This window comes from Vulcaniibacterium thermophilum (assembly GCF_007923255.1).
GTDB lineage: Bacteria > Pseudomonadota > Gammaproteobacteria > Xanthomonadales > Xanthomonadaceae > Lysobacter_F > Lysobacter_F thermophilum.
Genome location: NZ_VOHJ01000004.1, coordinates 127,564 through 152,275, shown reverse-complemented (window position 1 = coordinate 152,275; position 24,712 = coordinate 127,564). Strand labels below are relative to the sequence as shown.

24 protein-coding genes are annotated in these 24,712 nt (G+C 70.6%); 8 read left to right on the top strand and 16 right to left on the bottom strand.

The genetic code is table 11. From position 1 onward, the window contains the following. Nucleotides 1-71: 71 nt before the first annotated feature. The gene (locus FQY64_RS03305) at nucleotides 72-560 is read right to left on the bottom strand and encodes a DUF456 domain-containing protein (protein WP_146472283.1); all 489 of its coding nucleotides are present in this window, start codon (nucleotides 558-560) and stop codon (nucleotides 72-74) included. A gap of 211 nt (nucleotides 561-771) precedes the next feature. Here FQY64_RS03305 and FQY64_RS03300 point away from each other — a divergent pair, with 211 nt between their 5' ends. Further along, entirely contained in the window at nucleotides 772-981 is a 210-nt protein-coding gene (locus FQY64_RS03300; RefSeq protein WP_146472282.1) for a cold-shock protein, read from the top strand. A 697-nt stretch (nucleotides 982-1,678) separates the two neighbouring features. Here the strand turns inward: FQY64_RS03300 and FQY64_RS03295 are convergent. Beyond that, nucleotides 1,679-2,158 (bottom strand): glycine zipper 2TM domain-containing protein, encoded by a 480-nt coding sequence (locus tag FQY64_RS03295; protein ID WP_146472281.1) that lies wholly within the window; start codon nucleotides 2,156-2,158, stop codon nucleotides 1,679-1,681. 119 nt (nucleotides 2,159-2,277) lie between these two features. Next, nucleotides 2,278-2,721, bottom strand: a complete 444-nt coding sequence (locus tag FQY64_RS03290; protein WP_146472280.1) for a cytochrome c — start codon at nucleotides 2,719-2,721, stop codon at nucleotides 2,278-2,280. Nucleotides 2,722-2,807: 86 nt separating this feature from the next. Between FQY64_RS03290 and tcdA the strand changes: the two genes are divergently transcribed. Next, on the top strand, nucleotides 2,808-3,623 hold the full coding sequence (gene tcdA, locus FQY64_RS03285) for a tRNA cyclic N6-threonylcarbamoyladenosine(37) synthase TcdA (protein ID WP_146472279.1): 816 nt from the start codon (nucleotides 2,808-2,810) through the stop codon (nucleotides 3,621-3,623). Between the two features lies 1 nt (nucleotide 3,624). Here tcdA and FQY64_RS03280 read toward each other — a convergent pair whose 3' ends face one another. The 4 genes from FQY64_RS03280 to FQY64_RS03265 all read right to left on the bottom strand — a co-directional run bounded on the left by FQY64_RS03280 (nucleotide 3,625) and on the right by FQY64_RS03265 (nucleotide 11,294). After that, nucleotides 3,625-6,810, bottom strand: coding sequence for an EAL domain-containing protein (locus tag FQY64_RS03280; protein WP_146472278.1), 3,186 nt, complete (start codon nucleotides 6,808-6,810; stop codon nucleotides 3,625-3,627). Continuing rightward, nucleotides 6,807-7,244, bottom strand: a complete 438-nt coding sequence (locus FQY64_RS03275; RefSeq protein WP_146472277.1) for a response regulator — start codon at nucleotides 7,242-7,244, stop codon at nucleotides 6,807-6,809. The genes FQY64_RS03280 and FQY64_RS03275 overlap by 4 nt, the downstream gene beginning before the upstream one ends. 94 nt (nucleotides 7,245-7,338) lie before the next feature. Then, nucleotides 7,339-10,263 (bottom strand): bifunctional diguanylate cyclase/phosphodiesterase, encoded by a 2,925-nt coding sequence (locus FQY64_RS03270; RefSeq protein WP_146472276.1) that lies wholly within the window; start codon nucleotides 10,261-10,263, stop codon nucleotides 7,339-7,341. A gap of 110 nt (nucleotides 10,264-10,373) precedes the next feature. After that, nucleotides 10,374-11,294, bottom strand: a complete 921-nt coding sequence (locus tag FQY64_RS03265) for an AraC family transcriptional regulator (RefSeq protein WP_146472275.1) — start codon at nucleotides 11,292-11,294, stop codon at nucleotides 10,374-10,376. A gap of 105 nt (nucleotides 11,295-11,399) precedes the next feature. On the opposite strand from FQY64_RS03265, the gene FQY64_RS03260 reads away from it, so the two are divergent. Continuing rightward, nucleotides 11,400-12,149: a hypothetical protein gene (locus FQY64_RS03260; protein ID WP_146472274.1), complete on the top strand. Its 750-nt coding sequence runs from the start codon at nucleotides 11,400-11,402 to the stop codon at nucleotides 12,147-12,149. Then, nucleotides 12,146-12,715 (top strand): redoxin domain-containing protein, encoded by a 570-nt coding sequence (locus FQY64_RS03255; RefSeq protein ID WP_146472273.1) that lies wholly within the window; start codon nucleotides 12,146-12,148, stop codon nucleotides 12,713-12,715. The genes FQY64_RS03260 and FQY64_RS03255 overlap by 4 nt, the downstream gene beginning before the upstream one ends. Before the next feature lie 36 nt (nucleotides 12,716-12,751). Here the strand turns inward: FQY64_RS03255 and FQY64_RS03250 are convergent, their stop codons facing one another. After that, a complete protein-coding gene (locus tag FQY64_RS03250) occupies nucleotides 12,752-14,050 on the bottom strand; it encodes an NAD(P)/FAD-dependent oxidoreductase (protein ID WP_146472272.1) in 1,299 nt (432 codons plus the stop codon). A gap of 100 nt (nucleotides 14,051-14,150) precedes the next feature. Here FQY64_RS03250 and FQY64_RS03245 point away from each other — a divergent pair, with 100 nt between their 5' ends. Further along, nucleotides 14,151-14,579, top strand: coding sequence for a hypothetical protein (locus FQY64_RS03245; RefSeq protein WP_146472271.1), 429 nt, complete (start codon nucleotides 14,151-14,153; stop codon nucleotides 14,577-14,579). Between the two features lie 4 nt (nucleotides 14,580-14,583). On the opposite strand, the gene galU is transcribed toward FQY64_RS03245, so the two are convergent. The 8 genes from galU to cmk all read right to left on the bottom strand — a co-directional run bounded on the left by galU (nucleotide 14,584) and on the right by cmk (nucleotide 22,841). Further along, on the bottom strand, nucleotides 14,584-15,480 hold the full coding sequence (gene galU, locus FQY64_RS03240) for a UTP--glucose-1-phosphate uridylyltransferase GalU (RefSeq protein WP_386112607.1): 897 nt from the start codon (nucleotides 15,478-15,480) through the stop codon (nucleotides 14,584-14,586). Next, nucleotides 15,480-17,384 carry a polysaccharide biosynthesis protein gene (locus FQY64_RS03235; protein WP_186760835.1) on the bottom strand — a complete coding sequence of 635 codons (1,905 nt, stop codon included), beginning with the start codon at nucleotides 17,382-17,384 and terminating at the stop codon, nucleotides 15,480-15,482. The genes galU and FQY64_RS03235 overlap by 1 nt, the downstream gene beginning before the upstream one ends. Then, entirely contained in the window at nucleotides 17,381-18,376 is a 996-nt protein-coding gene (locus FQY64_RS03230) for an MraY family glycosyltransferase (protein ID WP_146472269.1), read from the bottom strand. The genes FQY64_RS03235 and FQY64_RS03230 overlap by 4 nt, the downstream gene beginning before the upstream one ends. A 3-nt stretch (nucleotides 18,377-18,379) precedes the next feature. Then, nucleotides 18,380-19,558: a lipopolysaccharide assembly protein LapB gene (gene lapB, locus FQY64_RS03225; RefSeq protein ID WP_146472268.1), complete on the bottom strand. Its 1,179-nt coding sequence runs from the start codon at nucleotides 19,556-19,558 to the stop codon at nucleotides 18,380-18,382. 2 nt (nucleotides 19,559-19,560) lie between these two features. Next, on the bottom strand, nucleotides 19,561-19,818 hold the full coding sequence (locus FQY64_RS03220; protein ID WP_146472267.1) for a lipopolysaccharide assembly protein LapA domain-containing protein: 258 nt from the start codon (nucleotides 19,816-19,818) through the stop codon (nucleotides 19,561-19,563). Between the two features lie 67 nt (nucleotides 19,819-19,885). Beyond that, on the bottom strand, nucleotides 19,886-20,188 hold the full coding sequence (locus tag FQY64_RS03215) for an integration host factor subunit beta (protein ID WP_146472266.1): 303 nt from the start codon (nucleotides 20,186-20,188) through the stop codon (nucleotides 19,886-19,888). Between the two features lie 133 nt (nucleotides 20,189-20,321). Continuing rightward, nucleotides 20,322-22,013, bottom strand: a complete 1,692-nt coding sequence (rpsA, locus tag FQY64_RS03210; RefSeq protein ID WP_146472265.1) for a 30S ribosomal protein S1 — start codon at nucleotides 22,011-22,013, stop codon at nucleotides 20,322-20,324. 156 nt (nucleotides 22,014-22,169) lie between these two features. Beyond that, nucleotides 22,170-22,841: a (d)CMP kinase gene (gene cmk / locus FQY64_RS03205; RefSeq protein ID WP_146472264.1), complete on the bottom strand. Its 672-nt coding sequence runs from the start codon at nucleotides 22,839-22,841 to the stop codon at nucleotides 22,170-22,172. A gap of 110 nt (nucleotides 22,842-22,951) precedes the next feature. On the opposite strand from cmk, the gene ykgO reads away from it, so the two are divergent. The 3 genes from ykgO (at nucleotide 22,952) to FQY64_RS03190 (ending at nucleotide 24,650) form a co-directional block, all read left to right on the top strand. Then, nucleotides 22,952-23,077, top strand: coding sequence for a type B 50S ribosomal protein L36 (gene ykgO / locus FQY64_RS03200; RefSeq protein ID WP_010342887.1), 126 nt, complete (start codon nucleotides 22,952-22,954; stop codon nucleotides 23,075-23,077). Nucleotides 23,078-23,201: 124 nt separating this feature from the next. Next, nucleotides 23,202-23,522 carry a hypothetical protein gene (locus FQY64_RS03195; protein ID WP_146472263.1) on the top strand — a complete coding sequence of 107 codons (321 nt, stop codon included), beginning with the start codon at nucleotides 23,202-23,204 and terminating at the stop codon, nucleotides 23,520-23,522. A 78-nt stretch (nucleotides 23,523-23,600) separates the two neighbouring features. Beyond that, nucleotides 23,601-24,650 (top strand): agmatine deiminase family protein, encoded by a 1,050-nt coding sequence (locus FQY64_RS03190; protein ID WP_146472262.1) that lies wholly within the window; start codon nucleotides 23,601-23,603, stop codon nucleotides 24,648-24,650. Nucleotides 24,651-24,712 lie beyond the last annotated feature (62 nt).

Sequence of the window (24,712 nt, the reverse complement as noted above, 5' to 3'; positions counted from 1 at the left end):
CGAAGGCAGGCAGCATCCGCGCTACTGTCGCGTCGCCCGCTCCAAGCCGGCGTGAAACCTCGGCCGTGGCCTCAGAAGAACCAGGCCAGCGCGAACAGGGCCAGCATCGCGAACGCCAGACCCAGTTTGAGCACGGTGCCGACCACGATGCCGAGCCAGGTGGCCAGGCCCACCTTGGTGGCCGGCCCGAGCTTGCGCACGTGGATCAACTCGCCGGCGAGGGCGCCGACGAACGGCCCTGCGAACAGACCCACCGGGCCGCCGACGAACAGACCGACGAAGGTGCCGATCACCGCGCCGGCGAGCGCGAGCCGGCTCGCTCCGACGCGCTTGGCGCCGACCGAGGCGGCCAGGACGTCGATGCCGAGCGAGAGCAGCGTCAGCAGCCCGAGCACCGTCAGCATCAGCGGGCCGACCTTGTCGAAACCGTCGGCCCACGCCGCCACCAGCATGCCCGCGAATACCAGCGGCAGGCCGGGCAGCGCGGGCAGGATGACGCCGGCGATGCCGACCAGCACCAGCAGGGCGGCGATGACGTACCACACGGTCTGGAAGTCCACGGCAGGCTCCGTCCGGACGGGGGTCCGGTCAGATTGCATTTTGTCCGACGGCCCGGTACCGTGCGAGCGCTGTCGTTGCCGGGGTCACCGTGAATCGTGGCCCGATGCGGTTGATCGAGCGATCCGCTACATCGTTGCACCTCGCTTCCTCCTTGCAACCAGCACGCCGCCAATGCGGTGGTTTCCATCCACGTTCCAAGGAGCAAGTACGATGTCCAACCGCGAAACCGGTACCGTGAAGTGGTTCAACGATGCCAAGGGTTTCGGCTTCATCAGCCGTGACAATGGCGAGGACGTGTTCGTGCACTTCCGCGCCATCCAGACCCAGGGCTTCAAGACGCTGAAGGAAGGCCAGAAGGTCACCTTCACCGTCGTGCAGGGCCAGAAGGGCCTGCAGGCCGACGCAGTGCAGCCGCTCTGAGCCCAAGCACGCGGTAAGACGGAAAAGCCCGGCGCGAGCCGGGCTTTTTCTTTGGGCCGAGGAAGCGAACGGGCGCTGAAGCGGGGTGGGGCGTAGTTCCTGGATGGGCGTCTGCTAAAAATCCCACCATCGCGGGTTCCGGTCCCGGCGGTCCGCGAGTCGTCCCGACGGACTTTCCCGCCCGTCATCCCGGCGAACGCCGGCCGCGCCCGGCGGGCCGGCCGAGGGGGTGGGGCGACGGCGCGATCGACCACAGGGTGGGCCGAGCCGAAGGCGAAGCCCAACGTCGGCCCCCCGCAACGCGATGTTGGGCTTCGCTGCGCTCAGCCCAACCTACGAAGCCCAGTGCGAAGCCCAACGTCCGCCTCGCAACCCGCGATGTTGGGCTTCGCTGCGCTCAGCCCAACCTACGGGGCATTTTCCCCGGACGGCAGTGGGCGAACGCCGGGATCCATTCGGGCAACGCCGCATCCATTCCAATGGGCCCCGGGCTTGCGCCCGGGCAACGGGGTAGGCAGCTTCCCCGGACGGCAGTGGGCGAACGCCGGGATCCATTCGGGCAACGCCGCATCCATTCCAATGGGCCCCGGGCTTGCGCCCGGGCAACGGGGTAGGCAGCCGATCGGCCTCGCGCCGGCCGCAAACGACGAGGCCCGCCGATAGCGGGCCCCGTACTCCGTGGCGTGCGGAGGAGGCGTCAGCGCGGCCAGACGCGGCCGTTGTAGACGCGCACGTAGCTGCCCTCGCGCAGACCGCCGATGTCGCGCTGCGAAATGACCACGGTGCGGCCGTCGTTCATGCGCACGTGGACGTTGTAAGTAGGACCACTGACCCGGTTCTGGATCGCGTTGCCGGCCACCGCACCTGCGACTGCGCCGGCGACGGTGGCGGTGTTCTTGCGTCCCTCGCTGTCGGTGCGGTCGTCGGCGATCTCGCGTGCCGCGGCGGCGCCGACGATGCCGCCGAGGACGGCGCCGGTGCCGCGCGGCGCGCCGCCGGCGCCCACCTGTTCGATGTGGGTGACGGTGCCGCAGTCGTAGCAGTTGGCGCTGCTGCCGCCGTAGTACCCGGACGAGGACGCGCTGCCGTCGTAGCCCGGCGAGGTGGCGCAACCGGCCAGCACGACCGCCGCTGCGGCGGCCAGGCCGAGCAGGCGGGACGAATGACGTGCGTTCATGAGGATTCTCCTGCGGTTGGGGCGTGGCGCAGGCCACGGCGAAGCCAACCTAGGAAGACCCTCGTGAATGGCCTATCAACCGCCCCGCGCCGCATTCAGCGCGCGGCCACGTTCGCGCGTCAGTGGCCGAAGTCGCGATGGCAGGCCTCGCAGGCGTCCTTGAGCCGCGCGGCGGTCTGCTTCAGCGCGGCGCAGTCCTGCGGCGGCGTCGCGATCGCCGCATCCAGTCGCGCGCGCAGTTGGCCGGCATGCTGCACGAAGCGCGCGTCGTCGCGCAGGTCGGCGAACGCGGGTTCGATCTCGTTGGCGAGCGCGCGCATGGTCTGCAGCGCGGGCAGGGCATCGCTCGCGCTGCAGCGGTTGGCGCGCAGCGCCTCGTTGAGATGGCCGTTCTTGGTGCCCATCAACTGCATCACCGCGTGGTCGTAGCTGTCCGGTTTGCCCAGCCACATGCGCATCAGGTAGGCGGTGCCGGCGGCGCCGATCACCAGGCCGAGCAGGACCATGAACAGGTAGCGGCTGCCTTTGCCCGGCGTCGCCGGGGCGGGACGGACATCGTTCATCGCGCGGTCTCCTTGCGGGTTCGACGCACCTTACCGTCGCCCCGGCGTCCGCGCCAGCCGCCGGGCGCGCGCCCTAGAATGTCGCGATGTCGCTTCCGCTTCATTCCGACTGGCAGGAACGGTTCGCCGGCGTCGACCGTCTCTACGGGCGCGGCGCGTTGCAGCGCTTCGCCGGCAGCCGGGTGGCGATCGTCGGTGTCGGCGGCGTGGGCTCGTGGGCGGCCGAAGCCCTGGCGCGCACGGGCATCGGCCATCTGACGCTGATCGACGCCGACGACGTGTGCGTGTCGAACACCAACCGCCAGTTGCCCGCGCTGGCGGGCGCCTACGGGCGGCCGAAGGTGGACGCGCTCGCCGAGCGCTGCCGGGCGATCAATCCCCACATCGACGTCAACACGCTGGCGCAGTTCCTCACCGCATCCAACGTCGCCGCACTGCTGGAGCGCCGCTTCGATCTGGTGATCGACGCCTGCGACAGCTTCCGCAGCAAGGTCGAGATGATCGCCTGGTGCCGGCGGCGCAAGCTGCCGCTGGTGGTGGTCGGTTCCGCGGGCGGGCGCACCGATCCGACCCAGATCCGCGTGCGCGATCTCTCGCGCACCGAGCACGACGCGATGCTGTCGCTGATCCGCAAGAAGCTGCGCGGCGAATTCGGTTTTCCGCGCAATCCCGACCGCTATTTCGGCGTGCCGGCGGTGTACTCGCTCGAGAACGTGCGCTATCCGCAGGCGGACGGCAGCGTGTGCGGCCTGCGTCCGCAGGCCGACGGCGAGGCCGGATGGAAGCTCGACTGCGGCGGCGGGCTGGGCGCGGCGACCCACGTCACCGGCGCATTCGCCTTCGCCGCGGTGGGACGCGCGCTGGAATGGCTGCTCAAACGCCCGGGAGCGGCGGCGTCCTAGCCTAGCCGGCGTTGGCCAGCGCGGCTTCCTCGTGTTTGCGGAACGCCTCGCGGATGTGCTCGCGCAGCTCGCTCTCGTTCCAGGGCTTGGTGAGGAAGCGGTAGATCGCGCCGCGGTTGATCGCCTCGGTGACGGTGGCCAGGTCGGTGTAGCCGGACAGCACCAGCCGCACGGTGTCGGGGTAGAGATCCTTCACCTTGCCGAGGAACTCGGTTCCGCTGGTGCCGGGCATGCGCTGGTCGGACAGGATCACCTGCACGTGGTTGCGCGCCAGCAGCGCGAACGCCTCGTCCGCGTTGCCGGCGGTGAGCACGCGGTAGCCGTCGCGCCGGAACAGCCGCACCAGCGAGCGCAGCACGTTCTCCTCGTCGTCCACCACCAGCAGCACGCGATCGGGCCGGGTGGCCTCGAACGATTCCGGACGCAGATAGCGCTGGCGCAGCAGGCGCTCCACGTCGTCGGCGGCCACCGCGCCGCTGAGCAGGTTGCCCTGGAACTGGTCGCAGTGGTTGCGGCGCAGGTAGCCGAGCTGGTCCTCGTTCTCCACGCCCTCGGCCAGCACCTGCAACTGAAGCTGATGCCCCATCGCGATCAGCGCGCGGGCGATGGCGGCATCGCGGCTGCCGCTGCTCACCTCGGCGAGGAAGCTGCGGTCGATCTTGAGCTTGTCGATCGGCAGCCGACGCAGATAGTTCAGGCTGGAATAGCCGGTGCCGAAGTCGTCCAGCGTGAGGCGCACGCCGATCGTCTTGAGCGCCTTGAGCGTGCCGAGCACGCGCTCGACGTTCTCCATCAGCGCGCTCTCGGTCAACTCCAGCTCGATCGCGTCGGGGCGCAGGCCGAAGCGGTGCAGCATCTCGCCGACGTCGTCGGCGAAGCTCTCGCGCAACAGCTGGTGCGCGGAGACGTTGATGGCAACGCCGACGTCGTCGAAGCCGCCCTCGTGCCAGGCGCGCAACTGGCGGCAGGCGCGTTCCAGCACCCAGCGCCCCAGCGGCACGATCAGGCCCGAATCCTCGGCGACGCGGATGAAGCGCGCCGGCATGATCAGCCCGCGGTCGGGGCTCTGCCAGCGGACCAGGGCCTCCAGCATCACGATGCGGCCGTCGAGACCGCTGACCTGGGGCTGGTAGTCGAGCGTGAGCTCCTCGTGCTCGATCGCCTCGCGCAGCCGGCTGCCGAGCGCGATGCGGTCGCGCAGTTCGTCCGCGAACTCGGGCAGGAACGCCACCACGGTGTTGCGGCCGCGCCGCTTGCCGCGGTTCATGGCCATTTCGGCGCGGTTGAGCAGGCTGCCGACGCTGCTGGCGTGCTCGGGGAACAACGCGAAGCCGACGGTGCAGGACAGGTGCAGGGTGTAGGGCGCGATGCGCACGACCGGGTCGAGCGCGGCGCGCAACTTCTCGCCGAACATCAGCGCGTCGAAGGCGTCGCCGCCCATCGGCATCACCGCGACGAACTCGTCGCCGGCCAGCCGCGCCAGCCGCCCGTGCTCGCCGACGCATTCGCGCAGGCGTTCGGCCGCCGCGCGCAACGCCTGGTCGCCGATGCCGTGGCCGAGCGTGTCGTTGATGCTGTTGAAGCGGTCCAGGTCGATGCAGAACAGTGCGACGGTGCTGCCGTCGGCCTGAGCGCGGGCGAGCGCGCCGCGGATGTGGTCCTCGATCGCAAGATACAGCGGCAGGCCGGTCACCGGGTCGCGGTTGGCGAGATAGGCCAGTTCGGCCTCGTGGCGGCGGCGTTCGGTGACGTCGCTGACGATGCCGACCAGATGCGTCACCACGCCGTCGCCATCGCGCACCGGCGAGATCGCGAGCTGGTTCCAGAACACCGTGCCGTCCTTGCGGTAGTTGCGCAGGACGACTTCGCAGTCGCGGCCTTCGCGCAGCGCCTTGCGCAGTTCGTGCAGCTCGGGCTGGTCGGTCTCGTCGCCCTGCAGGAAGCGGCAGTTGCGGCCGATCACCTCGACCATCTGGTAGCCGGTGATCTCCTCGAACGCCGGGTTGACGAAGATCACCGGCGCATCCGGCAGGCGCGCGTCGCTGATCACCACGCCGTTGCGGGAGGACTGGATGGCGCGCATCAGCAGGCGCAGGCGCTCTTCGGTCTCGTGCGCCTCGGTGACGTCGCGCAGGGTGAGCACGTGCGCCTGTTCGCCGGCCCAGGTGGTCTGCGCGCGCCGCACGTCGAGCAGCCGGCGGCGGCCGTCGCGGCGCACGAGTTCGGTCTCGCCGCGATCACAGTCGATTTCCAGCGGCAGCCGATGTCCTTCGAGGTGATCGGGCGGAACCTGCCACAGCGCGCCGGCCGCCGCGTTGGCCAGACGCACCCGGCCGTCGGCGCCCACCACCAGCAGGGCGTCGCCCACGTCCGCCAGCACCTGGCGCAGCTGCCGCACGCTGTCGCGCATCAGACGCTCGGCACGGAGCTGCAGGGTGACGTCGTAGATCACGGTGAAGCGCGCAGGGCGCCCATTGAAGCGGATGTCGTCGCTGGAGATCAGCACGTCGATCACGCTGCCGTCCCGGCGCACGTGGCGCCACGGTCCGCTCCGGTTGAGGCCGGAGGGCAGCCTGCGCACGGCTTCGATCACGCGCTGCCGGTCCTCCGTCGTGCGGATGTCCATCAGCGTCATGCGCATGAACTGCGCTTCGGTGTAGCCGTAGTGCGCCACCGCCGCCTCGTTGACCGCGAGGAAGCGGAGCGTCTCCAGGTCGTACACCCACATCGGGATCGGCGCGCTCGCGAACAGCGCCTGATACTGCGTCAGGCCGAGGGTGATCTCCGAGCGCCAGCGCGCCCGCCGCAGGGCGTCGCGCACGCTGCGCGCCAGATCGTCGGCGCGCAGACCGGGCAGGGCGAGATAGTCGGCCGCGCCGGCGGCGATGGCGTCCTGCTCGATCGCGTCATGGCGCTCGGCGCCGACGACGATGACCGGGCCGGTCACGCCGAGCGACTGCGCCTCGCGCAGCCAGTCCAGCGCGCTGCGGCCCTGCAGCGGATCGGCGACGAGATGCAGGTCGTGCTGCACGGTGCGCGCCTGACCGAGCGCCTCGTCGAAGTCGCGGGCGCGTTTGACGTGCACGCGCATCTCGCCGAGGCCGTCGAGCAGTTCGCGCAGACGCTCGAAGCGGTCGTCGTCCGGTTCGGCGATCAGCAGATAGAGCGTGTCGGAAGCGGCGGTCACCGCGGCGGCTCCGGCAATTCGACCGTGTTCAGCCAGTAGCGCGCGGTGTTGCCGATCGCGGCGACGAGGCCGTCGAACGTGGCCGGCTTGGCGATGAAGGCGTTGCAGCCCGCCTGGTAGCAGCGCAGGACGTCGCCCGGGTCGCGCGAGACCGAGGTCACCAGCACCGGCAGATGGCGCAGCGCCGCATCGGCGCGGATCGCGCGCAGCGCTTCCAGCCCGCCCATGCGCGGCATGTTCAGGTCGAGCAGGACGAGGTTGGGCAGGGGATAGCGGTCGTCGTCGTCGTACGGAGGCTGCCGCTTCAGGTACCCCAGCAGCGTCTCGCCGTCGGGCACGCACTCCACGCGCGTGCCGATACGGGCGCTGTGCAGCGCCTCCAGGGCCAGCAGGCGGTCGTCGGGATCGTCGTCGGCGAGCAGCAGGGTGAGCATCGGAAACGCGGACAGCCGGAGTGGGTGTGACGGTCGGCGCCCCGGACCGGCGGGGCGCGTCCCGCATGGTAACGCCGCCGTGCCGGCCGGCGATTCAGGAGGGCGTGCCGGCTTCGCGGGCGGCGCGGCGGAGATCGGCGAAGGATTGCGGTCGCGCGAACAGGTAGCCCTGGCCCAGCGTGCAGCCGAGCGCGAGCAGGGCGCGCCGCTGCGCCTCGGTTTCGATGCCCTCGGCCACGACCTCCAGGCCCTGGGCCTGGGACAGCGCGAGGATCGCCCGCACGATCGCATCGCTGCCGCCCTCCTGCTCCGGCCGCAGATCGCCGACGAAGGAGCGGTCGATCTTCACCGTGTGCAGGCGGAAGCGGTGCAGGTAGCTGAGCGAGGAATAGCCGGTGCCGAAGTCGTCGAGGGCCACGAGCACGCCGTGCGCGCCGAGCCGGTCGAAGATGCGGCCGGCCTGTTCGGGGTTCTCGAGCAGCGCGCCCTCGGTCACCTCGATCCGCACCTGCCCGGGACGCAGCCCGCTGGCGGCGACCAGCTCCAGGAAGCGGGCGTCCAGCTCCGGCGCACGGAAATGCCGCGGCGAGAAGTTGAGGTTCACGTACTGCCCGGGTTCGAGCAGTTCCCGCGCAAGCCGCAGGGCGTGCTCGAAGATCTGCCAGTCGATCGCCTCCATCGCGCCGCTGGCCTCGGCGACGTGCAGGAACGCGCCGGGCGCGAGCACTCCGCGTTCGGGATGCTTCCAGCGCATCAGCGCCTCGTAGCCGGCCACGCTCGCATCGCGCAGGCGCACGATCGGCTGGAAGTAGGGCACGAACTCGCGACGCGCCACCGCCCGGCGCAGATCGCTTTCCAGATCGAGAAGCTGCAGCGCCTGCTCGTGCAGCGTCTCGTCGAACAGCTCGAAGCGGTGGCGGCCGGCCGCCTTCGCCCGGTACATGGCGATGTCGGCGTCGCGCAGCAGGTCCTCCGGCGTGGAGTAGTGCGGCGCGCTGAGCGCGATGCCGACGCTGACGCCGGTATAGAGCTCCTTGCCGGCGACGCGGACCGGCTCGTTGAGCGCTGCGATCACGCGCTGCGCCATGCGCAGGGCGCCTTCGTTGCCGTCCAGCTCCATCAGGATGGCGAACTCGTCGCCGCCGAGCCGCGCCACCGTGTCCTGGCCATGGCGCACGCAGCGGGCGAAACGCTGCGCGACCTCCTTCAGCAGCGCGTCGCCGACCAGGTGGCCGACGCTGTCGTTGATGACCTTGAAGCGGTCCAGATCCATGAACAGCACCGCGAAGCGGTAGCCCGGTTCGCGGTCGCGCCTGGCGAGCGCGCGCTCGAGCTTGTCCCGCAGGTAGGCGCGGTTGGGCAGGCCGGTGAGCGAGTCGTGCAGCACCTCGTGCTTCAGCCGCGCCTCCATCTGCTCGCGCACGGCGATCTGTTCGGAGAGCTGGCGCGTGCGTTCGGACACGCGGCGTTCCAGATCCGAATAGGCGTTCTTGAGCTCGGCGGCGGCGCGTTGCCGTTCCAGGCCGTTGGCGATCTGGTAGGAGATGAAGGTCAGCAGTTCGCGGTCGCGGTCGGTGTAGCCCACGCCCGGCGTGTAGCTTTGCACCGCGAGCAGGCCGAGCACGCGCTCGCCGAGCATCAGCGGCACGCCCAGCCAGGCCACGCAGGTCGGCCCGAACGGACTCACCTCGCCGCATTGCTCCAGCCGGCGCAGTTCGGCGACGGTGCGGGCGTCGCTCATGTCGATCAGCCACGGCCGGCCGCGGCGGATGACGTACTCCGTGATCCCGTTGCTGAGCTTCCGGCTCTGCGCGCGACGGCCGGACTGGTCGACGTAGTAGGGGAAGTGCAGCGACTCGCCGTCCTCGGAGAGGGTGGCGATGTAGAAATTGCGGGCGTCGAGAAACTCGCCGACGATCTCGTGGATCGCGCGGTAGAAGGCGTCGAGGTTGTCGGCGGTGTGCGACAGCTCGGCGATCCGGTAGAGCGTCTCCTGCACCCTGACGCTGCGCTGCAGCGCATGCGTGCGTTCCTCGACGCGGCGCTCCAGCTCTTCCTGCGCCAGCTTGCGGTCCACCGCGGTCAGGATGTGGCTGCCGACGTAGGACAGCAACGCCTGATCGGCCAGCGTGTAGCGCGGGCGTTCGACGTAGCTCTGCACCACCAGCACGCCGCGCACGCGATCGCCGAACAGGATCGGCACGCCCAGCCAGTCGTAGCTGTCCATGCCGATGTCGCGCAGCGGTCCGGAGACCTGCTGGCGCAGATCCGCGGTCGATCCCATCAGCGGGTGCTTGTCGCGGACCAGGTACCACGTCAGGCCGCGCTCCATCACCGACATCGGAATGAACTCGTCGGCGTCGCGGATCAGCGGGTCGATGGTGTCGACGAGGTAGATGAAACGCAACGCGTCCGCGCTCTCGTCGTACAGCGCGATGTAGAAGTTCTCCGCGTACATGAAGCGCCCGACGATCGCATGCAGCTCGCGCAGCATGTCGTTGAGGTCCATGTCCGAGCTGGCCATGTCGGCGATCGCGAACAGCGCGGCCTGGAGCTGTTCGGAACGTTCGAGCTGATGCAGCGACTCGGTCAGGCGGGTCTTCTCCGACACCGCCAGGGCGAGCGGGGCGAGCACCTCGCACTCGGCCGCGAGGCGGTCCTGGCGCTGCGCGTCGCCATCGGCCACCAGAGACAGCGCGCCGATCCCGCCGCCGAGCGACACGCACGCGGCGATGCGCCCGCGCGCCTCGTCGCGGCAGCCCGTGGCGAGCGTTCTGGCGCGTTCGACCAGCGCGCGGTCGACGTCCGACAACGATGCGGGATGGGCGGCGGTGAGACGCCCGTCGATGCACACGGTCACGGCGGGAGCGGCGAAGCCCTCGGCGGCGAGATGCTCGGCGGCCCGACGCGCGAACGTGGCGATGTCGGGCGCGTCGAGCAGGCGGTCGAGCATCGACGCCAGTCCACGGCGCGCCGCGCAGCCTGGCGTGCCCGCGCTGGAAATCAGCAAGGACGCCACGGCAACACGCCCATCGTTCGCAGCTCCACAAACCCGGACGGCCCGGTCGTCCGCACAGGTCTTAGCGGCCCGGCGGGCAGGGGCTTGAGCGAAGGGCGTCGACGCACGGGTCAGGCACCTGACTTCGCATAATGCCTCTTATGTTCAATCCACGATCGAGGACCGGGCTCCGGCACCCGGCCTGGGGCCTCGGCATGCGCCCGGCGCCATTCCCGCGGCGACAGCCCGCGGCGCCGGCGGAATGCGCGCGATAGCGCGGCGTACCCCGAGTAGCCCACCAGATCGGCGACCGTGGCCAGCGGTTTGCCTTCCCGCAGCAGCCTGCAGGCGCGCGTGATCCGCCACTCGGCCACGTAGTCGGCCGGCGTCAGGCCGACCACCGCGTGGAAATGCGCCGCAAACGCGCTGCGCGACATGCCGGCGACCTCGGCCAGCCGCTCCACCGTCCATTCCGCGCACGGCGCCTCGTGGACGGCGGTCAGCGCCCGCGCCAGCCGCCGATCGCCGAGTCCGGCCACCAGCCCGACCGTCGCTGGCTGCTGGTCCAGCAGCCAGCGCAGCAGTTGCACCACCAGCACCTCGAACAGGCGGTCGACCAGCAGCCGGCTGCCGCAGCGCGTCTGCGCGGCCTCCGCGAACAGCAGCTCGAGCGTCCCCTCCAGCCCGCGGATCGCCGCCAGCGGCACCGCGACCACCGGAGGCAGCGCGCGCGCGATCGGGTGGCCATCGCCCCCGGCGAAGAACACCGCCGCGCAGGTGAAGTCGGCGCCGTCGCGCGGCGCGGTCTCGAAGCGGTGCCCGAGCGCGCGCGGATAGAACAGCAGCGTAGGCTCGACGCATTCCAGCCGCGACGGCTCGCCCTCGCGGCCGTCGTGCACGACGCGCAGCGTGCCGCGCCGCAGCAGGTGCAGGAAGGCGCGCCCGGGGACCGGGTCGAACCAGGTATTGCCGCACAGCGGCCCGGCGTGGTGCAGACGGGCCTGCACCGGGAACTGCTCCAGCACGGCGGAGAGTCGGTCGAGTCCGGACATCTGGACGCCTGGGTAAGAAACGAGGATGGAATGTTACCTGTCGTCCTCTCCCGGCCGCCAGACTGTCGCCTCCGGGTTTCCAACCCCGCCACGATCGAGGAAGCCATGTCCGCATCCCGCCTCTGCACCCTGCTCGCCTGCTTCGCCCTGCCCTGGCCCGCCGCCGCCCACGGTCCCGAGCGGCATCCCGGCGGCATCCACGCCGACGCGGCGCCGCGAACGCCCGCGCCGTTCGATGTCGTCCACGCCCGCATCACCACCGAGGGCAACACCGCCGTGTTCCACATGGCCGTCTCCGGCCGCGCCGGCGAGTCGCGGCCCACGCCCACCGGCCAACTGGCGGGAAGCCGCGTGTTCTCCTACGTCTGGCCGACCCGGCTGGACCCGGCGACGGTCGGCTTCGAGGCGAAGGCCGGGCTGCTGGCGTTCGCGGTCACGGCCCATCCCGATTTCGACGACACGCCGCTGTTCGACGAGAACGCCGACGGCGACCGCGGCAACGACGGCAATCTCTGGCACTCGCACTGGGTCGTGCTGGCCCCGGACGAGACCTGCGGGAAAGGCGCGTTGAAGGTGGTGGACATCCCGCCCGGCACGACGCCGCGGCTGCCCCGGACCTGGCCCGGCCTGCCACTGCTGATCGACAGTCCCGGCTGGAGTCCGGTGATCGCCGGCAACACCGTCGAGGTGCGCGTGCCGTTCGACGACATCGGCGCCGTCGCCGGAACCCGCTTCGATGGCGTCACCGCCGCGCTGCGCGTCAATGCGAGCGTGCATGCGCCGCTGCTGTGCGTGGCCGACGTGTACAAGGTGGTCTCCGGCGACCTGTCGCTTCCCGGGCGGGTGGACGAATGAGCGCGGCGCTGCTGCCGGCGCTGCCGGTCGGACCCGTCGCGCCCGAGCTCGACCTGGCCGGCTGGCTGAATTCGGACCCGGCGCCCGCGCTGCGCGCCCTGCGCGGCCGCGTCGTGCTGCTGCACGCGTTCCAGATGCTGTGCCCCGGCTGCGTCGCCCACGGCCTGCCGCAGGCCGCGGCGGCGTTCGAGCACTTCGGGCCGCAGGGCCTCGCCGTGATCGGACTGCACAGCGTGTTCGAGCATCACCGGGCGATGGGCCCGGACGCGTTGGCGGCCTTCGTGCACGAGTATCGCCTGCGCTTTCCGATCGGCATCGATCGTCCCGGCGATGACGGCCCGATCCCGACGACGATGCGGCGCTACCGTCTGCAGGGAACGCCGAGTCTGGTGCTGATCGACCGCGCCGGACGCATCCGCGCGAGCCAGTTCGGCCGCGTTTCCGATCTCGCCCTCGGCGGCGCGATCGGCCGCCTGCTGGCCGAGCCCGGCCTCCCGGATGTGGGCGCGGACCCCGCGCAGGCCGCGCCCGCCTGTTCCGCCGACGGCTGTCCGGTGCCGGAATGAGGCCAACGCCCCGGAGCCGCCGAACGGTTCCGGGGCTCATCCCGCCAATGCGCGCTCGCGGCGGTCCTTCCAGGCATCGCGCCACTGCAGCCACCAGTAGCCCAGTTGCGCGGCCAGCAGGCCCGCGGGCTTCAGCGCCGACACCAGGCCGTAGTCGGCAAGTTCGCGCCAGCGCGTGTCGCCCTCCGCGATCGCCGCCGCGAGCAGTTCGCCGGCGAACGTGGTCGGCGCCACTCCGTGCCCGCCGAACGCCTGCGCCACCCACAGCCCCGGCTCGACCTCGCCGATCTGCGGCATCTGGTGACGCGCATAGCTCATCAGCCCCGACCAGGCGTGTTCGATGCGCACGCCCGCCAGCGCCGGGAACACGCGCAGCAGATCGCGGTACAGCAACCGCTCCACCGCGCGCGCGGAGCGGTCGCGGACGGAGATGCGTCCGCCCCACAGCAGTCGCGTATCCGGCAGCGGGCGGTAGTAATCGAATGCGAACCGCGTGTCGTAGACCGCGGCGCGCGTGGTCAGCAGTTCGCCCAGTCGCGCGCCCAGCGGCTCGGTCACCATCACGTAGGTCGCGATCGGCATCACGCCGCCGTCCACCTGCCGCCGCAGCCGCGCCAGGTAGCCGCCGCAGGCGAGCACCACCGTCCGCGCCCGCACCTCGCCCGCCGGTGTGCGCACCCGCCAGCCGGCGCCGTCGCGGAGCAGGTCCGTGGCGGGCGTGCGCTCGTGGATGCGCACGCCCTGCCCCGCCGCGACCGCCGCCAGCCCCTGCGCGTACCGCAACGGGTGGAAATGGAACGCCTGCGGCTCGAACAGGCCCTCGTGATAGCGCGTGGTGCGGATGCGCTCGCGCAGCGACTCGCGCGGCAGCCACTCCCATTTGACGCCGAAATGCGTGGCAAGCAGACGCTGGCGCGCGCGCAGGACCTCCGGATCGCGGAACCAGTTGGCCCAGATCACCCCCGCCTCGGCGATGTCGCAGTCGATGCCGTGCCGGTGCACTCGCGTGCGGATACGCTCGACCGCGTCGAGCGTGCCGCGGTACAACGCGCGTGCGCGCTGCGGCCCCAGCTCGCGCAGCAACGCCTCCTCGCCGCGAGAGAAGCCGCCGAACACGAAGCCGCCGTTGCGCCCGGAAGCGCCGAAGCCGATCGCGTCCGCCTCCAGCAGCACGACCCCGTCGAGCCCGCACTCGGCGAGCCCCAGCGCGGTATTGAGCCCCGCGAAACCGCCGCCGACCACGCACACGCGCGCATCGAGCGCACCCTCGAGCGGCGCACCGAAGCGGCGCTCGGGCGCAGTGGCGCGGTAGTAGGTGGAAGGCGGCAACGGCATACGCGCAGCGATCGCTGACGGAGGCCCAAGCGTGTCGCGCGGCGGGCCGCGCCGCAAGCCGTCCGTCGACGTAGCATGGAAGCCTCCCGCGCCAACGCCCATGGACATCCACCCCGCCGACAAGCGCTATCGCGCCCGCGCACTGCGGCTGCTGGTCGTTCTCGTTCTTGCCTGCGGAGCGCTGCTGTGGTTGCTCGACGGCTGGCTGACCGCGCTCGCCGGGCAGTTGCAGGCGAGCGACACGGCCACCGTGCGCCGCTGGCTGCGCGGCCTGTTCGCCGCGTTCGGGGCGATGCTGGCCGGGCCGCCGCTGCTGCTCGGCCACAGCCTGCGCCGCATGGGGCGGGCCGCCCAGGCCGAGGCCCGCTTCCCGCCGGCGGCATGGAAGACGCTGCGCGATGTCCGTGTCCTGCGCGGCGCTGACGCGCGACGTTGGGGACGTCGCGTCGAGCGCGCCGGCTCGGCGGCGTTCGCGCTGGCCGGCGCCCTGTTCGGTCTTGCGGTCTGGTCGCTGTGGCGCTTCGCCTGAGCGGTCAGCCCAGTTCCTCGACACCGAGTTCCGCCAGCGCGTTCTGCATCAACTGGCGCGCCGCGTCGCTGAGTTTCTCGTGATCCAGTGCATAGCGGATCGTGGCCTCGATCAGGCCCAGATGGGTGCCGCAGTCGAAGCGCATGCCCTGGAAGCGATAGGCGTGCACCGCTTCCTCGCGCAGCAGCGCGGCGATCGCGTCGGTGAGCTGGATCTCGCCACCGGCGCCGGGCGTGGTCTGCTCCAGCAACTGGAAGATCCGCGGGTTCAGCACGTAGCGGCCGACCACGGCGAGATTGCTGGGCGCCTGCTCCGGCCTGGGCTTCTCGACGATCGCGCCGATCCTGCCCTGTCGGCCGTTGAAGGTGTCGGTGGCGACGATGCCGTAGCTGCCGGTCTGCTCCGGCGGCACGTCCTGCACCGCGATCATGCTGTGGCCGCTGGCCTCGTGGGCGTCGGCCATCTGCTTGAGCGCGCCGGGACCGCGGTTCCAGATCAGGTCGTCCGGCAGCAGCACCGCGAACGGCTCGTCGCCGACCACCGGCTTGGCGCACAGCACCGCATGGCCGAGACCGAGCGCCTCGGCCTGGGTCACGAACACGGCGCGCACGCCCTCCGGAAGCACCTTGCGCACCAGTTCGAGCTGTTCGCGCTTGCCGGCGCGTTCAAGCTTCTGTTCCAGTTCGTAGGCCTTGTCGAAATAGTCGGCGACGGCGTGCTTGTAGCGGTTGGTGACGAACACCAGCGTGTCGCAGCCGGCTTCGATGGCCTCGTCGACCGCGTACTGGATCAGCGGCCGATCGACGATCGGCAGCATTTCCTTCGGCACGGTCTTGGTGGCGGGAAGAAAACGGGTGCCGAGGCCGGCGACGGGGAAGACAGCCTTGCGGATTCGGGGCATCAGATTTTCCTGGCGGTTCGTGCGGGAAACGCCACGACCGTGGCCGATGCCGCCGCCATCGGGGCGTCGATCGGCTGGAATTCGGGAACCGCCTCGCGCAGGGCCTGCGCGAGCGCGTCGAGGTCGTAGCGCGCACTAGCATCCTGCAAGCGCGTCAGCGCGGCGTCGATGTGCGTCTGGGAGACGGTACGCGGTTCGGCCTGGAGGATCTTCGGATGCGCGGTCGGCCGGTAGCGCTCGTCGGCATGGAACAGCGTCTCGTGCAGCTTCTCGCCCGGGCGCAGGCCGGTGTAGACGATCGCGATGTCGCGCCCCGGCTGCTTGCCGGCCAGCCGGATCATCTGCTCCGCCAGCAGACGGATCGGCACCGGGTCGCCCATGTCGAGCGTGTACACCGCCTCGTGGGTGCCGATCGCCGATGCCTGCAGGATCAACTGGCAGGCTTCGGGGATGGTCATGAAGTAGCGCGTCACCTCGGGGTCGGTCACCGTCACCGGGCCGCCCTGGCGGATCTGTTCGCGGAACAGCGGCACCACGCTGCCGGCCGAGTCCAGCACGTTGCCGAAGCGCACCGTCACGTAGCGCGTCATGCTGTGCTCGGCCTGGGCCTGGCAGACCATCTCGGCCAACCGCTTGGTCGCGCCGAGCACGTTGACCGGATCGACCGCCTTGTCGGTGGAGATCAGCACGAACGTGCCGATCGCGGCCTCGTGACACGCGCGCACCACCGTCGCGGTGGCCAGCACGTTGTTCCGGACCGCCTCGCGCAACTGCGATTCCAGCACCGGCACCTGCTTGTAGGCGGCGGCGTGGAACACGGCCTCCGGCGCCGCGCGTTCGAGCGCATGGCGGATCACCGCGGCATCGCCGCAATCGCCGAGCACCGGAATCACCTCCACGTCCGGGAAATCGCGGCGCAGGGCATGCTCGATCGTCATCAGCGCCAGCTCGTCGATCTCCAGCAGCGCGATGCGGCGCGCGCCGTGCCGCGCGCACTGCCGGCACAGCTCGGCGCCGATCGAACCGCCGGCGCCGGTGACCAGCACGCTGCGGCCGCCGAGCCAATCGCGGATCGCCTTCCAGTCCGGCAGTACCGGCTTGCGGCCGAGCAGGTCCTCGATCGCCACTTCCTTCAGTTCGCCCGGCAGCGAGCGTCCCTCGAGCACGTCCTGCAATCGCGGCACCATGCGGAACGGCAGCCCGGTGCGTTCGCAACAGGTCACCACGCGCTGCAGCGCGCTGCCGGTGAGCGAGGGCATCGCGATCACCAGCAGCCTGGCCGCCGTCTCGCGGGCGATCTCGTCCACTTCGTCGATCCGGCCGAGCACCGGGACGCCCTGCACCTTGGTGCCGCGCAGGCGCGAGGCGTCGTCGAGAAAGCCGACCGGGTGGTAGGTGCCGAAGCGGTGCAGATCCCGCACCAGGGCCTCGCCGGCGCGCCCCGCGCCGAGGATGAGCACGCGCACGGAACTGCGCTGGTCCAGCTCGATCCGGCTGTCCTTCCATGCCCGGTACAGCAGACGCGGCGTCCCCAGCGCGCCCATCATCACCAGCGGATACAGCAGCAGCACCGAGCGCGGAACCGTCTCGAGGCGGTTGTAGAGGAACAGCCCCACCGCGATCGCGAAGATGCCGAGTACGCTCGCCTTGAGGATGTTCCACAGGTCCGGAACGCTGGCGAAGCGCCACAGTCCGCGGTACAGGCCCACCTGCCAGAACACGAGCCCCTGCGCCGCGAGGACGAGCAGCACCTCCGGCGCGAACAGCGGAGGCGCCGGATGTTGGGCCAGGCCGAAACGGAGGTGGTGCAACCCGTGCCAGACGAGCCACACCATCAGCAGATCGTGCAGCACGACCGCCACGCGGGGGAGCGACGCTTTCGCGATGTCCTTCAAGCCCATCATTCCCTTGTCCTTGAGCTGGGCTGCGGTGCCTGCCCCCCAGCCAGGCGCCGCTGCATGTAAACCCAGAGCGAAACGGCGCATGTATACCATGCGGCCGTCACGATGATGCCCAGACCCCACGCCTGCGTGCGCAGCCACACCATCGGCGCGAGGGCCGCCGCCGTCCAGGCGGCGTAGCCCAGCGTGACGACCGTATGCCCGGACCGGCGGGCCCAGGCCTGGTAGGCGTGCTGGGCGTGCGGCGTCCACCAGCGTTCGCGGCGCAGGATCCGCCGCAGCAGGGTCAGCGAGGCATCGGTGAGGAAGGCCGACAGCGGCAGCAGCACGAGCACGCCATCGAGCGCCCGGTGCGCCACCGGCGCCACGCAGACCGCGGCGAGCGCGAACCCGACCGCGCCGCTGCCGACGTCGCCCATGAAGATCCGCGCGCGCGGGAAGTTGAACGGCAGGAAGCCCGCGCAGGCAGCGGCGAGTGCGGCGGCAAGCCAGCCCCATGCGCCTCCGGTCGCCCACGCCATCGCCGCGGCCACCAGCATCGCCTGACTCGCGGCGATGCCGTTGATGCCGTCCATGAAGTTCCAGACGTTGGTCAGCACCATCGCCGCGACGAAAGCGGCCAGCGCAAGGCGGAAGTCGCCGTGGGCGAGCGCGACGCCGAGCGCGAGGACCGCCGCCGCCACCGCGTGCGCCGCAAGCCGCCACCACGGCGAAGTCGGGCGATGGTCGTCGATCCATCCCACCGCCGCGACCAGCACGAACCCGGCCGCGAACGTCCGCAGCAGCATCGCCTGCGCCGGAAAGCGGACGGACAGCGCGATCGCCGCGATCAGCACCGCCAGCACGATGCCGGCGCCGCCGCCCCGCGGCGTCGCCTCGCGATGGCTGCGGCGCTCGCCCGGCGCGTCGAGCAACCGGCGCGACAGCGCGTACAGCCGCGCCGCCCACGTCGCGCCGGCCGCGAGCGCCGCATGCAGCATCAACCAGGCCAGCATCGGTCAGACGACCGCGTAGTTGAGCAGCGGCTTGATCGTGCCCCACTCCTTGCAGCTCGGGCATTGCCAGTGGTGGCTGCGCGCGCCGAAGCCGCAGCGGTTGCAGCGGTAGCTGGGATTGCGCACCAGCAACTGGTCGGTGATGTGCTTCAGATCGTGCAGGGTGGCGAGCGGATCGGCCCCGGCCGCGAGCGTCAGCTCGATCAGCGCCGCCTCGCCGCGGACCGAAGGCCGGTCCTTCAACTGGCGCGCCAGATACTGCCGCGCCGTTTCCGCCCCTTCGGACGCCTCGACCATCCGCGTCAGCGCCAGCACCGGCGCGATGCCGCGGTAGTGCTCGCACATCTCGGCGAGGAACGCGCGTGCGCCCGGCCCATCGGCCACGCGCTCGTAGCAGGCCAGCAACTGCGGCAGCACTTCCGGCAGGTAGTCCGGATCGGTGCGCGCCACGCGCTCGAAGGCGCGGATCGCGGCCGCCTCGTTGCCGGCTTCCATCTCGAGGCGGCCCTCGATCATGCCCGCGCGCACGGAGTTGGGATCGGCCTCGTAGGCGCGCGCGATGGCGGCGCGTGCGGCGTCGCCCTCCCCCGCCTCGCGATGGCGCTCGGCGAGCTCGCACTCGAACTGCGCGACCAGTTTGCCCATCGGCTCGCCGGTGGCCTCCTCGTAGCGGCGCGCGTTCTCGATCGCCTTCGCCCACTCGCGCTCGGCCTGGTAGATCTGGATCAGATGCCGCAACGCCAGCGGCGCGCGGGTGTCGAGCGCGACCAGGTCGCTGAAGACGGTCTCGGCGCGATCGAGCAGGCCCGAGCGCATGTAATCCTCGCCCAGCGCCAGCAGCGCCTGCACCTTCTGCTGGTCGCTCAGGCCCGGACGCTGCGCCAGCGCCTGGTGCAGCCGGATCGCGCGGTCGACTTCGCCGCGACGGCGGAACAGATGGCCGATCGCCACCTGCGTCTCGAACGTGTCCTTGTCCATCTCGGCGATGTGCAGGAACAGTTCGATCGCCTTGTCCGGCTGCTCGTTGAGCAGGTAGTTCAGGCCGCGGAAATAGGTGGTGGAGAGCTTGCTGACCTGGGTGTCGCTGTGCTGCTCGCCGCCGCGGCGGCCGACGATCCAGCCGCTCACCGCGGCGACCGGCAGCAGCAGGAACAGCCAGAACCACTGATTGATGAATTCCATGCTCAGCCCTCGCCGCCCGCGGCGGGCACGGTGCGCTGCAGGCGCGCCAGACGCCGGCGCATCGGCAGCACCACACCCACCGACAGGATCGTGCCGCCGATCAGCAGACCGGCCAGCAACGCCGACAGCACCGCGACGCCGAGCGGCACGACCACGGTGCCGAGCGCGAAGTCGAGCGTGACGGGCTGGCGGTTGAGCGCGCCGATGACGGCGCCCAGCAGAAGGAACGCGATCGCCACCAACAGGCGGATCAGACGCATGGCGGACTCCGTGCGGTCATGCGGACCGCGCAAGCTTAGCCCACGCCGATGCGCGGACTGGAGAGGATCAGTCGTGATCGCCCAGCGGCATGACGTCGGCCACGCGCTCGCGCAGTTCCTTGCCCGGCTTGAAGTGCGGAACGTGCTTGGCCGGCAGCGCGACCGATTCGCCGGTCTTCGGATTGCGCCCCATGCGCGGGGGACGGTAGTGCAGCGAGAAGCTGCCGAAACCGCGGATCTCGATCCGCTCGCCGGAGGCCAGCGCGCCGCCCATCATCTCGAGCAGGGCCTTGACGGCCAGATCGACGTCCTCGCCCTTCAGATGGCCCTGGCGCTGCGCCAGCAGCTCGATCAGCTCGGACTTGGTCATGGCAGCGTGCGGGGTGGACTTGCGCGCGGGATCGTTCATGGCAGGCCGCTGGCAGCAAGCGGCCCGGACGAACCGGGCCGCATGCGGGTGAGACGGTCGGCAGGGCGGACGGATCCGCGCCTGCCGGAGGGTGTCACTCGGACGACTTGGCGCCGAGCTGTTCGCGCAGCAGCGCGCCCAGCTTGGTCGTGCCGCTCGCCGCCTCGGACACCTGGCGGTTGTAGTCCGCCAGCGCCTCGGCCTGCTCGGCCTCGTCCTTGGCGCGGATGGAGAGCTGCACGGTGCGGCCCTTGCGATCGTTGCCGATGATCTTGGCCTCGATCTCGTCGCCGACCTTCAGGTGCTGCGAGGCGTCCTCGACGCGCTCGCGGGCGATGTCGCGCGCGGCGATGTAGCCCTCGATGCCGTTGTCGAGTTCGACGGTGGCGCCCTTGGCGTCGACTTCCTTCACCCGGCCGCGCACGATCGAGCCGCGGGCGTTGGAGGCGACGAAGTGCCCCATCGGATCCTGTTCGAGCTGCTTGATGCCGAGCGAGATGCGCTCGCGCTCCGGATCGACCGCCAGCACCACCGCCTCGACGGTGTCGCCCTTCTTGAAGTTGCGCACCATGTCCTCGCCGGAGGTGTTCCAGCTCAGGTCGGACAGGTGCACCAGGCCGTCGATGCCGCCTTCCAGGCCGACGAAAATGCCGAAGTCGGTGATCGACTTGATCTGACCGGACACGCGGTCGCCCTTCTTGTGGTTGGCCGCGAAGGTCTCCCACGGGTTCTGCGTGCACTGCTTCATGCCCAGCGAGATGCGGCGGCGCTCCTCGTCGACGTCCAGGACCATGACCTCGACCTCGTCGCCGACCTGCACGATCTTCGACGGGTTGACGTTCTTGTTGGTCCAGTCCATCTCGGACACGTGCACCAGGCCCTCGACGCCCGGCTCGATCTCGACGAACGCGCCGTAGTCGGTGACGTTGCTGACCTTGCCGAACACGCGGGTGCCGGACGGATAGCGGCGCGCGATGTTGTCCCACGGATCCTCGCCGAGCTGCTTGAGGCCGAGGCTGACGCGGTTGCGCTCGCGGTCGTACTTGAGCACGCGGACTTCGAGCTCCTGGCCGACTTCCACCACCTCGGACGGATGGCGCACGCGCTTCCACGCCATGTCGGTGATGTGCAGCAGGCCGTCGATGCCGCCAAGGTCGACGAACGCGCCGTAATCGGTGAGGTTCTTGACCACGCCCTTGAGGATCGCGCCTTCCTGCAGCTTCTCCATGAGCTGCTCGCGCTCGGCGCTGTACTCGCTCTCGACCACCGCGCGGCGGGAGACGACGATGTTGTTGCGCTTGCGGTCCAGCTTGATGAGCTTGAACTCGAGTTCCTTGCCCTCGAGGTAGGCGGAGTCGCGCACCGGGCGCACGTCGACCAGCGAGCCCGGCAGGAAGCCGCGCACGTCCTTGATGTCGACGGTGAAACCGCCCTTGACCTTGCCGCTGATGCGGCCGGTGATGGTCTCGTTGTTCTGCAGCGCGCGCTCCAGCTCGTCCCACACCATCGCGCGCTTGGCCTTCTCGCGCGACAGCACGGTCTCGCCGAAGCCGTTCTCGATCGAGTCGAGGGCGACCTTGACCTCGTCGCCGACCTTCACCTCGATCTCGCCGGCGTCGTTCCGGAACTGTTCGATCGGCACGATGCCTTCGGACTTCAGGCCGGCGTTGATCACCACCACGTCGCCGCGGATGTCCACCACGGTGCCGGTGACGATGGCGCCCGGCTTCAGCTTGGCCAGGTTGGACTGGCTTTGTTCGAACAGTTCGGCAAAAGATTCGGTCATTGGGAAATACTCGGTTGAACACACGGGCCAGGCCGCATGCGGCCGACCCACCCTTTTCGGCGTCGAGGCGGAAATCCGCCCTGCCATGTGTCGTGTGGAAACGCCGCCGCGACCATTCGCGGCGGGCCTGTCTGCCAAGAAAGCGGGACCGCGGGTTCAGCGCGCCGGCAACAGGGCCAGCACGCGTTCGACCACCGCGTCGATGCTCATGCCAGTGGTATCGATGCAGACGGCGTCTTCGGCCGGCCGCAGGGGCGCCACCGCGCGCTGGGCGTCGCGTGCGTCGCGGGCGAGAATCTCCCTCAGCAGACTCTCTAAGGTAACGGAAACCCCTTTGTCCTTCAACTGCTTATAACGCCTTTCGGCGCGCTCTTCGGCACTGGCGGTCAGGAACACCTTGCAGGAGGCGTCCGGAAAGATCACCGTGCCCATGTCCCGACCGTCGGCGACCAGCCCCGGCGGCTGGCGGAACGCCCGTTGGCGCTCCTTGAGCGCCGAGCGCACCTCGGGAATGGCGGCGATCGCCGAGGCCGCGGCGCCGGCGGTCTCGGTGCGCAGCTCGTCGGTGGCGTCCATCCCGTTGACCAGGATGCGCAGCTCCTCGCCGCTCTCGTCGAACTCGATCCGGGTGTCGAACGCGCAGCGGACCAGTGCGGCGGGATCGGCGAGGTCGACGTCGGACCAGCCGGCGGCCACCCCGATCGCGCGGTAGAGCGCGCCGGAATCCAGGTAATGCCAGCCCAGGCGGCGGGCGATCAGGCGGCTGATGGTGCCCTTGCCGGAGCCGGAGGGGCCGTCGATGGTCAGAACGGGAACGGTCGAGTCCATCCGGCGATTATGCCGGAGGCGCGAGTCTGCCCGCCCCGCGCTTGCGGCAGCCCTCGCCCGCCCGCTAGAATCGCGGGCTTCGTCCGGTTTCCACGTTTCCGAGGTTCGTCATGAAGGTTCTGTCGTCCCTGAAGTCGGCGAAGGCCCGTCACCGCGATTGCAAGGTCGTTCGCCGCCGCGGCAAGGTCTTCGTGATCTGCAAGAGCAACCCGCGCTTCAAGGCGCGCCAGCGCTGAGCGCAGGCTCGCGCCGTTCGCCGAGGCCGCCGACGAGGCGGCCTTCGCGTTTCTGCGCCCCCGTTCGGCGCACGCGCTGCGGCTGTGCTTACAATCGCCGGCGACCCGGACAAGGACACAGGCCATGAACGCACGCATCGCGGCATTGCTGATCGGCGCCCTGCTGGCGGCGCCCGCGGCAGCGGAGACGCTGCTGGTCGATCGCGTCAAGCTCGAACCGGCGAACGCGCCGGCCCGCGGCCAGAGCATGGCCCAGGTCGAAGCCCGCTTCGGCGCGCCGGTCGAGAAGCTGGAGCCGCGCGGCGGCCAGAAGCGTCAGTGGCCCGCCATCCATCGCTGGGTGTACCCGGACTACACGGTGTATTTCGAGCGCGGCCGGGTGATCGACGTGGTCCTCAACCGCGCCTCGCCGAGCGAGACCGGGCCCAAGCCGCCGATCCGCTGACGCGCCGGCCCGAACGGGCCGCCCCCCCTTTATCAGGGTTCGCGCCGACGGCGCGGACCCTTTTTTCCGCTACCGACGATGACCCGTATCACGCCCTACCGCTTCCCGGCCGAATGGGAGCCGCAGTCCGCGATCCTGCTGGCCTGGCCGCATGCCGACACCGACTGGGCCGAGCGCCTGGCCGAGGTCGAGGAGACCTACATCGCGCTGGTCGCCGCGATCACGCGCTTCGAGCCCGCGGTGATTTGCGTCGCCGACCCGGATGTGGAGGCCTATGCGCGGGCGCGGCTGGCGTCGGCGCGGGTCGACATGGCGCGCGTGCGTTTCGTCGAGGTGCCCTACGACGACACCTGGCTGCGCGATTCCGGCCCGATCACGCTGGTGCCCGGCGACGACGCCCACCGCGGCTTCCGGCTGCTGGATTTCCGCTTCACCGGCTGGGGCGGCAAATTCGAGGCGAGCCGGGACGATGGCTTGGTGGAGGCGCTCGCCGACCTCGGGCTTTTCTCGAACTTCGAGCGCGAAGTGATTGATTTCGCGCTGGAAGGTGGCGGGATCGAGACGGACGGGGCGGGCACGCTCCTGACCACCTGGCGCTGTCTGTCGCAGCGCCATCCGACCCTCGACCGCGCGGGCCTGTCGGCGCGCCTGGCCGGCTGGCTGCGGCAGGAGCGCGTGCTGTGGCTGGACCACGGCTACCTCGAGGGCGACGACACCGACGCCCACATCGACACGCTGGCCCGCTTCGCGTTCGAGGACGCGATCGTGTACCAGGGCTGCGACGACCCGCAGGACAGCCACTTCGCCGAACTGCAGGCGATGGCGGCCGAACTCGCCGCGCTGCGCACGCGCGATGGCCGCCCGTACCGGCTGTTCGCGCTGCCGTGGGCGCGGCCGATCATCGACCAGGGCCGCCGGCTGGCCGCCAGCTACGCCAACTTCCTCATCGTCGACGGCGCGGTGCTGATGCCGGCCTACGGCGATGCCGCCGACGCGCAGGCGCAGGCCGTGCTGGCGGCGGCGTTCCCGGGCCGCGAGATCGTGCCGGTGCCCTGCCGCCCGCTGATCTGGCAGAACGGCAGCCTGCACTGCGTCACCATGCAGCTGCCGCGCGGCGTGCTGGCCTGACGCTCGCGGCGCGAACGATCGCGCCGGCATCCCGCACGCCCCCTTTCCACGGGGCGGCCTAG

What these genes read in the sequence shown, in the direction of transcription:
- tcdA (WP_146472279.1), top strand. Translation starts at nt 2,808, where the DNA reads ATGTCGCTTCCGCTTCATTCCGACTGGCAGGAACGGTTCGCCGGCGTC.
- FQY64_RS03220 (WP_146472267.1), bottom strand. Translation starts at nt 19,818, where the DNA reads ATGCGTCTGATCCGCCTGTTGGTGGCGATCGCGTTCCTTCTGCTGGGC.
- ykgO (WP_010342887.1), top strand. Translation starts at nt 22,952, where the DNA reads ATGAAGGTTCTGTCGTCCCTGAAGTCGGCGAAGGCCCGTCACCGCGAT.
- cmk (WP_146472264.1), bottom strand. Translation starts at nt 22,841, where the DNA reads ATGGACTCGACCGTTCCCGTTCTGACCATCGACGGCCCCTCCGGCTCC.
- FQY64_RS03255 (WP_146472273.1), top strand. Translation starts at nt 12,146, where the DNA reads ATGAGCGCGGCGCTGCTGCCGGCGCTGCCGGTCGGACCCGTCGCGCCC.
- FQY64_RS03265 (WP_146472275.1), bottom strand. Translation starts at nt 11,294, where the DNA reads ATGTCCGGACTCGACCGACTCTCCGCCGTGCTGGAGCAGTTCCCGGTG.
- FQY64_RS03275 (WP_146472277.1), bottom strand. Translation starts at nt 7,244, where the DNA reads ATGCTCACCCTGCTGCTCGCCGACGACGATCCCGACGACCGCCTGCTG.
- FQY64_RS03190 (WP_146472262.1), top strand. Translation starts at nt 23,601, where the DNA reads ATGACCCGTATCACGCCCTACCGCTTCCCGGCCGAATGGGAGCCGCAG.
- FQY64_RS03215 (WP_146472266.1), bottom strand. Translation starts at nt 20,188, where the DNA reads ATGACCAAGTCCGAGCTGATCGAGCTGCTGGCGCAGCGCCAGGGCCAT.
- FQY64_RS03250 (WP_146472272.1), bottom strand. Translation starts at nt 14,050, where the DNA reads ATGCCGTTGCCGCCTTCCACCTACTACCGCGCCACTGCGCCCGAGCGC.
- FQY64_RS03260 (WP_146472274.1), top strand. Translation starts at nt 11,400, where the DNA reads ATGTCCGCATCCCGCCTCTGCACCCTGCTCGCCTGCTTCGCCCTGCCC.
- FQY64_RS03290 (WP_146472280.1), bottom strand. Translation starts at nt 2,721, where the DNA reads ATGAACGATGTCCGTCCCGCCCCGGCGACGCCGGGCAAAGGCAGCCGC.
- FQY64_RS03195 (WP_146472263.1), top strand. Translation starts at nt 23,202, where the DNA reads ATGAACGCACGCATCGCGGCATTGCTGATCGGCGCCCTGCTGGCGGCG.
- FQY64_RS03245 (WP_146472271.1), top strand. Translation starts at nt 14,151, where the DNA reads ATGGACATCCACCCCGCCGACAAGCGCTATCGCGCCCGCGCACTGCGG.
- rpsA (WP_146472265.1), bottom strand. Translation starts at nt 22,013, where the DNA reads ATGACCGAATCTTTTGCCGAACTGTTCGAACAAAGCCAGTCCAACCTG.
- FQY64_RS03235 (WP_186760835.1), bottom strand. Translation starts at nt 17,384, where the DNA reads ATGATGGGCTTGAAGGACATCGCGAAAGCGTCGCTCCCCCGCGTGGCG.
- FQY64_RS03230 (WP_146472269.1), bottom strand. Translation starts at nt 18,376, where the DNA reads ATGCTGGCCTGGTTGATGCTGCATGCGGCGCTCGCGGCCGGCGCGACG.
- FQY64_RS03295 (WP_146472281.1), bottom strand. Translation starts at nt 2,158, where the DNA reads ATGAACGCACGTCATTCGTCCCGCCTGCTCGGCCTGGCCGCCGCAGCG.
- galU (WP_386112607.1), bottom strand. Translation starts at nt 15,480, where the DNA reads ATGCCCCGAATCCGCAAGGCTGTCTTCCCCGTCGCCGGCCTCGGCACC.
- lapB (WP_146472268.1), bottom strand. Translation starts at nt 19,558, where the DNA reads ATGGAATTCATCAATCAGTGGTTCTGGCTGTTCCTGCTGCTGCCGGTC.
- FQY64_RS03300 (WP_146472282.1), top strand. Translation starts at nt 772, where the DNA reads ATGTCCAACCGCGAAACCGGTACCGTGAAGTGGTTCAACGATGCCAAG.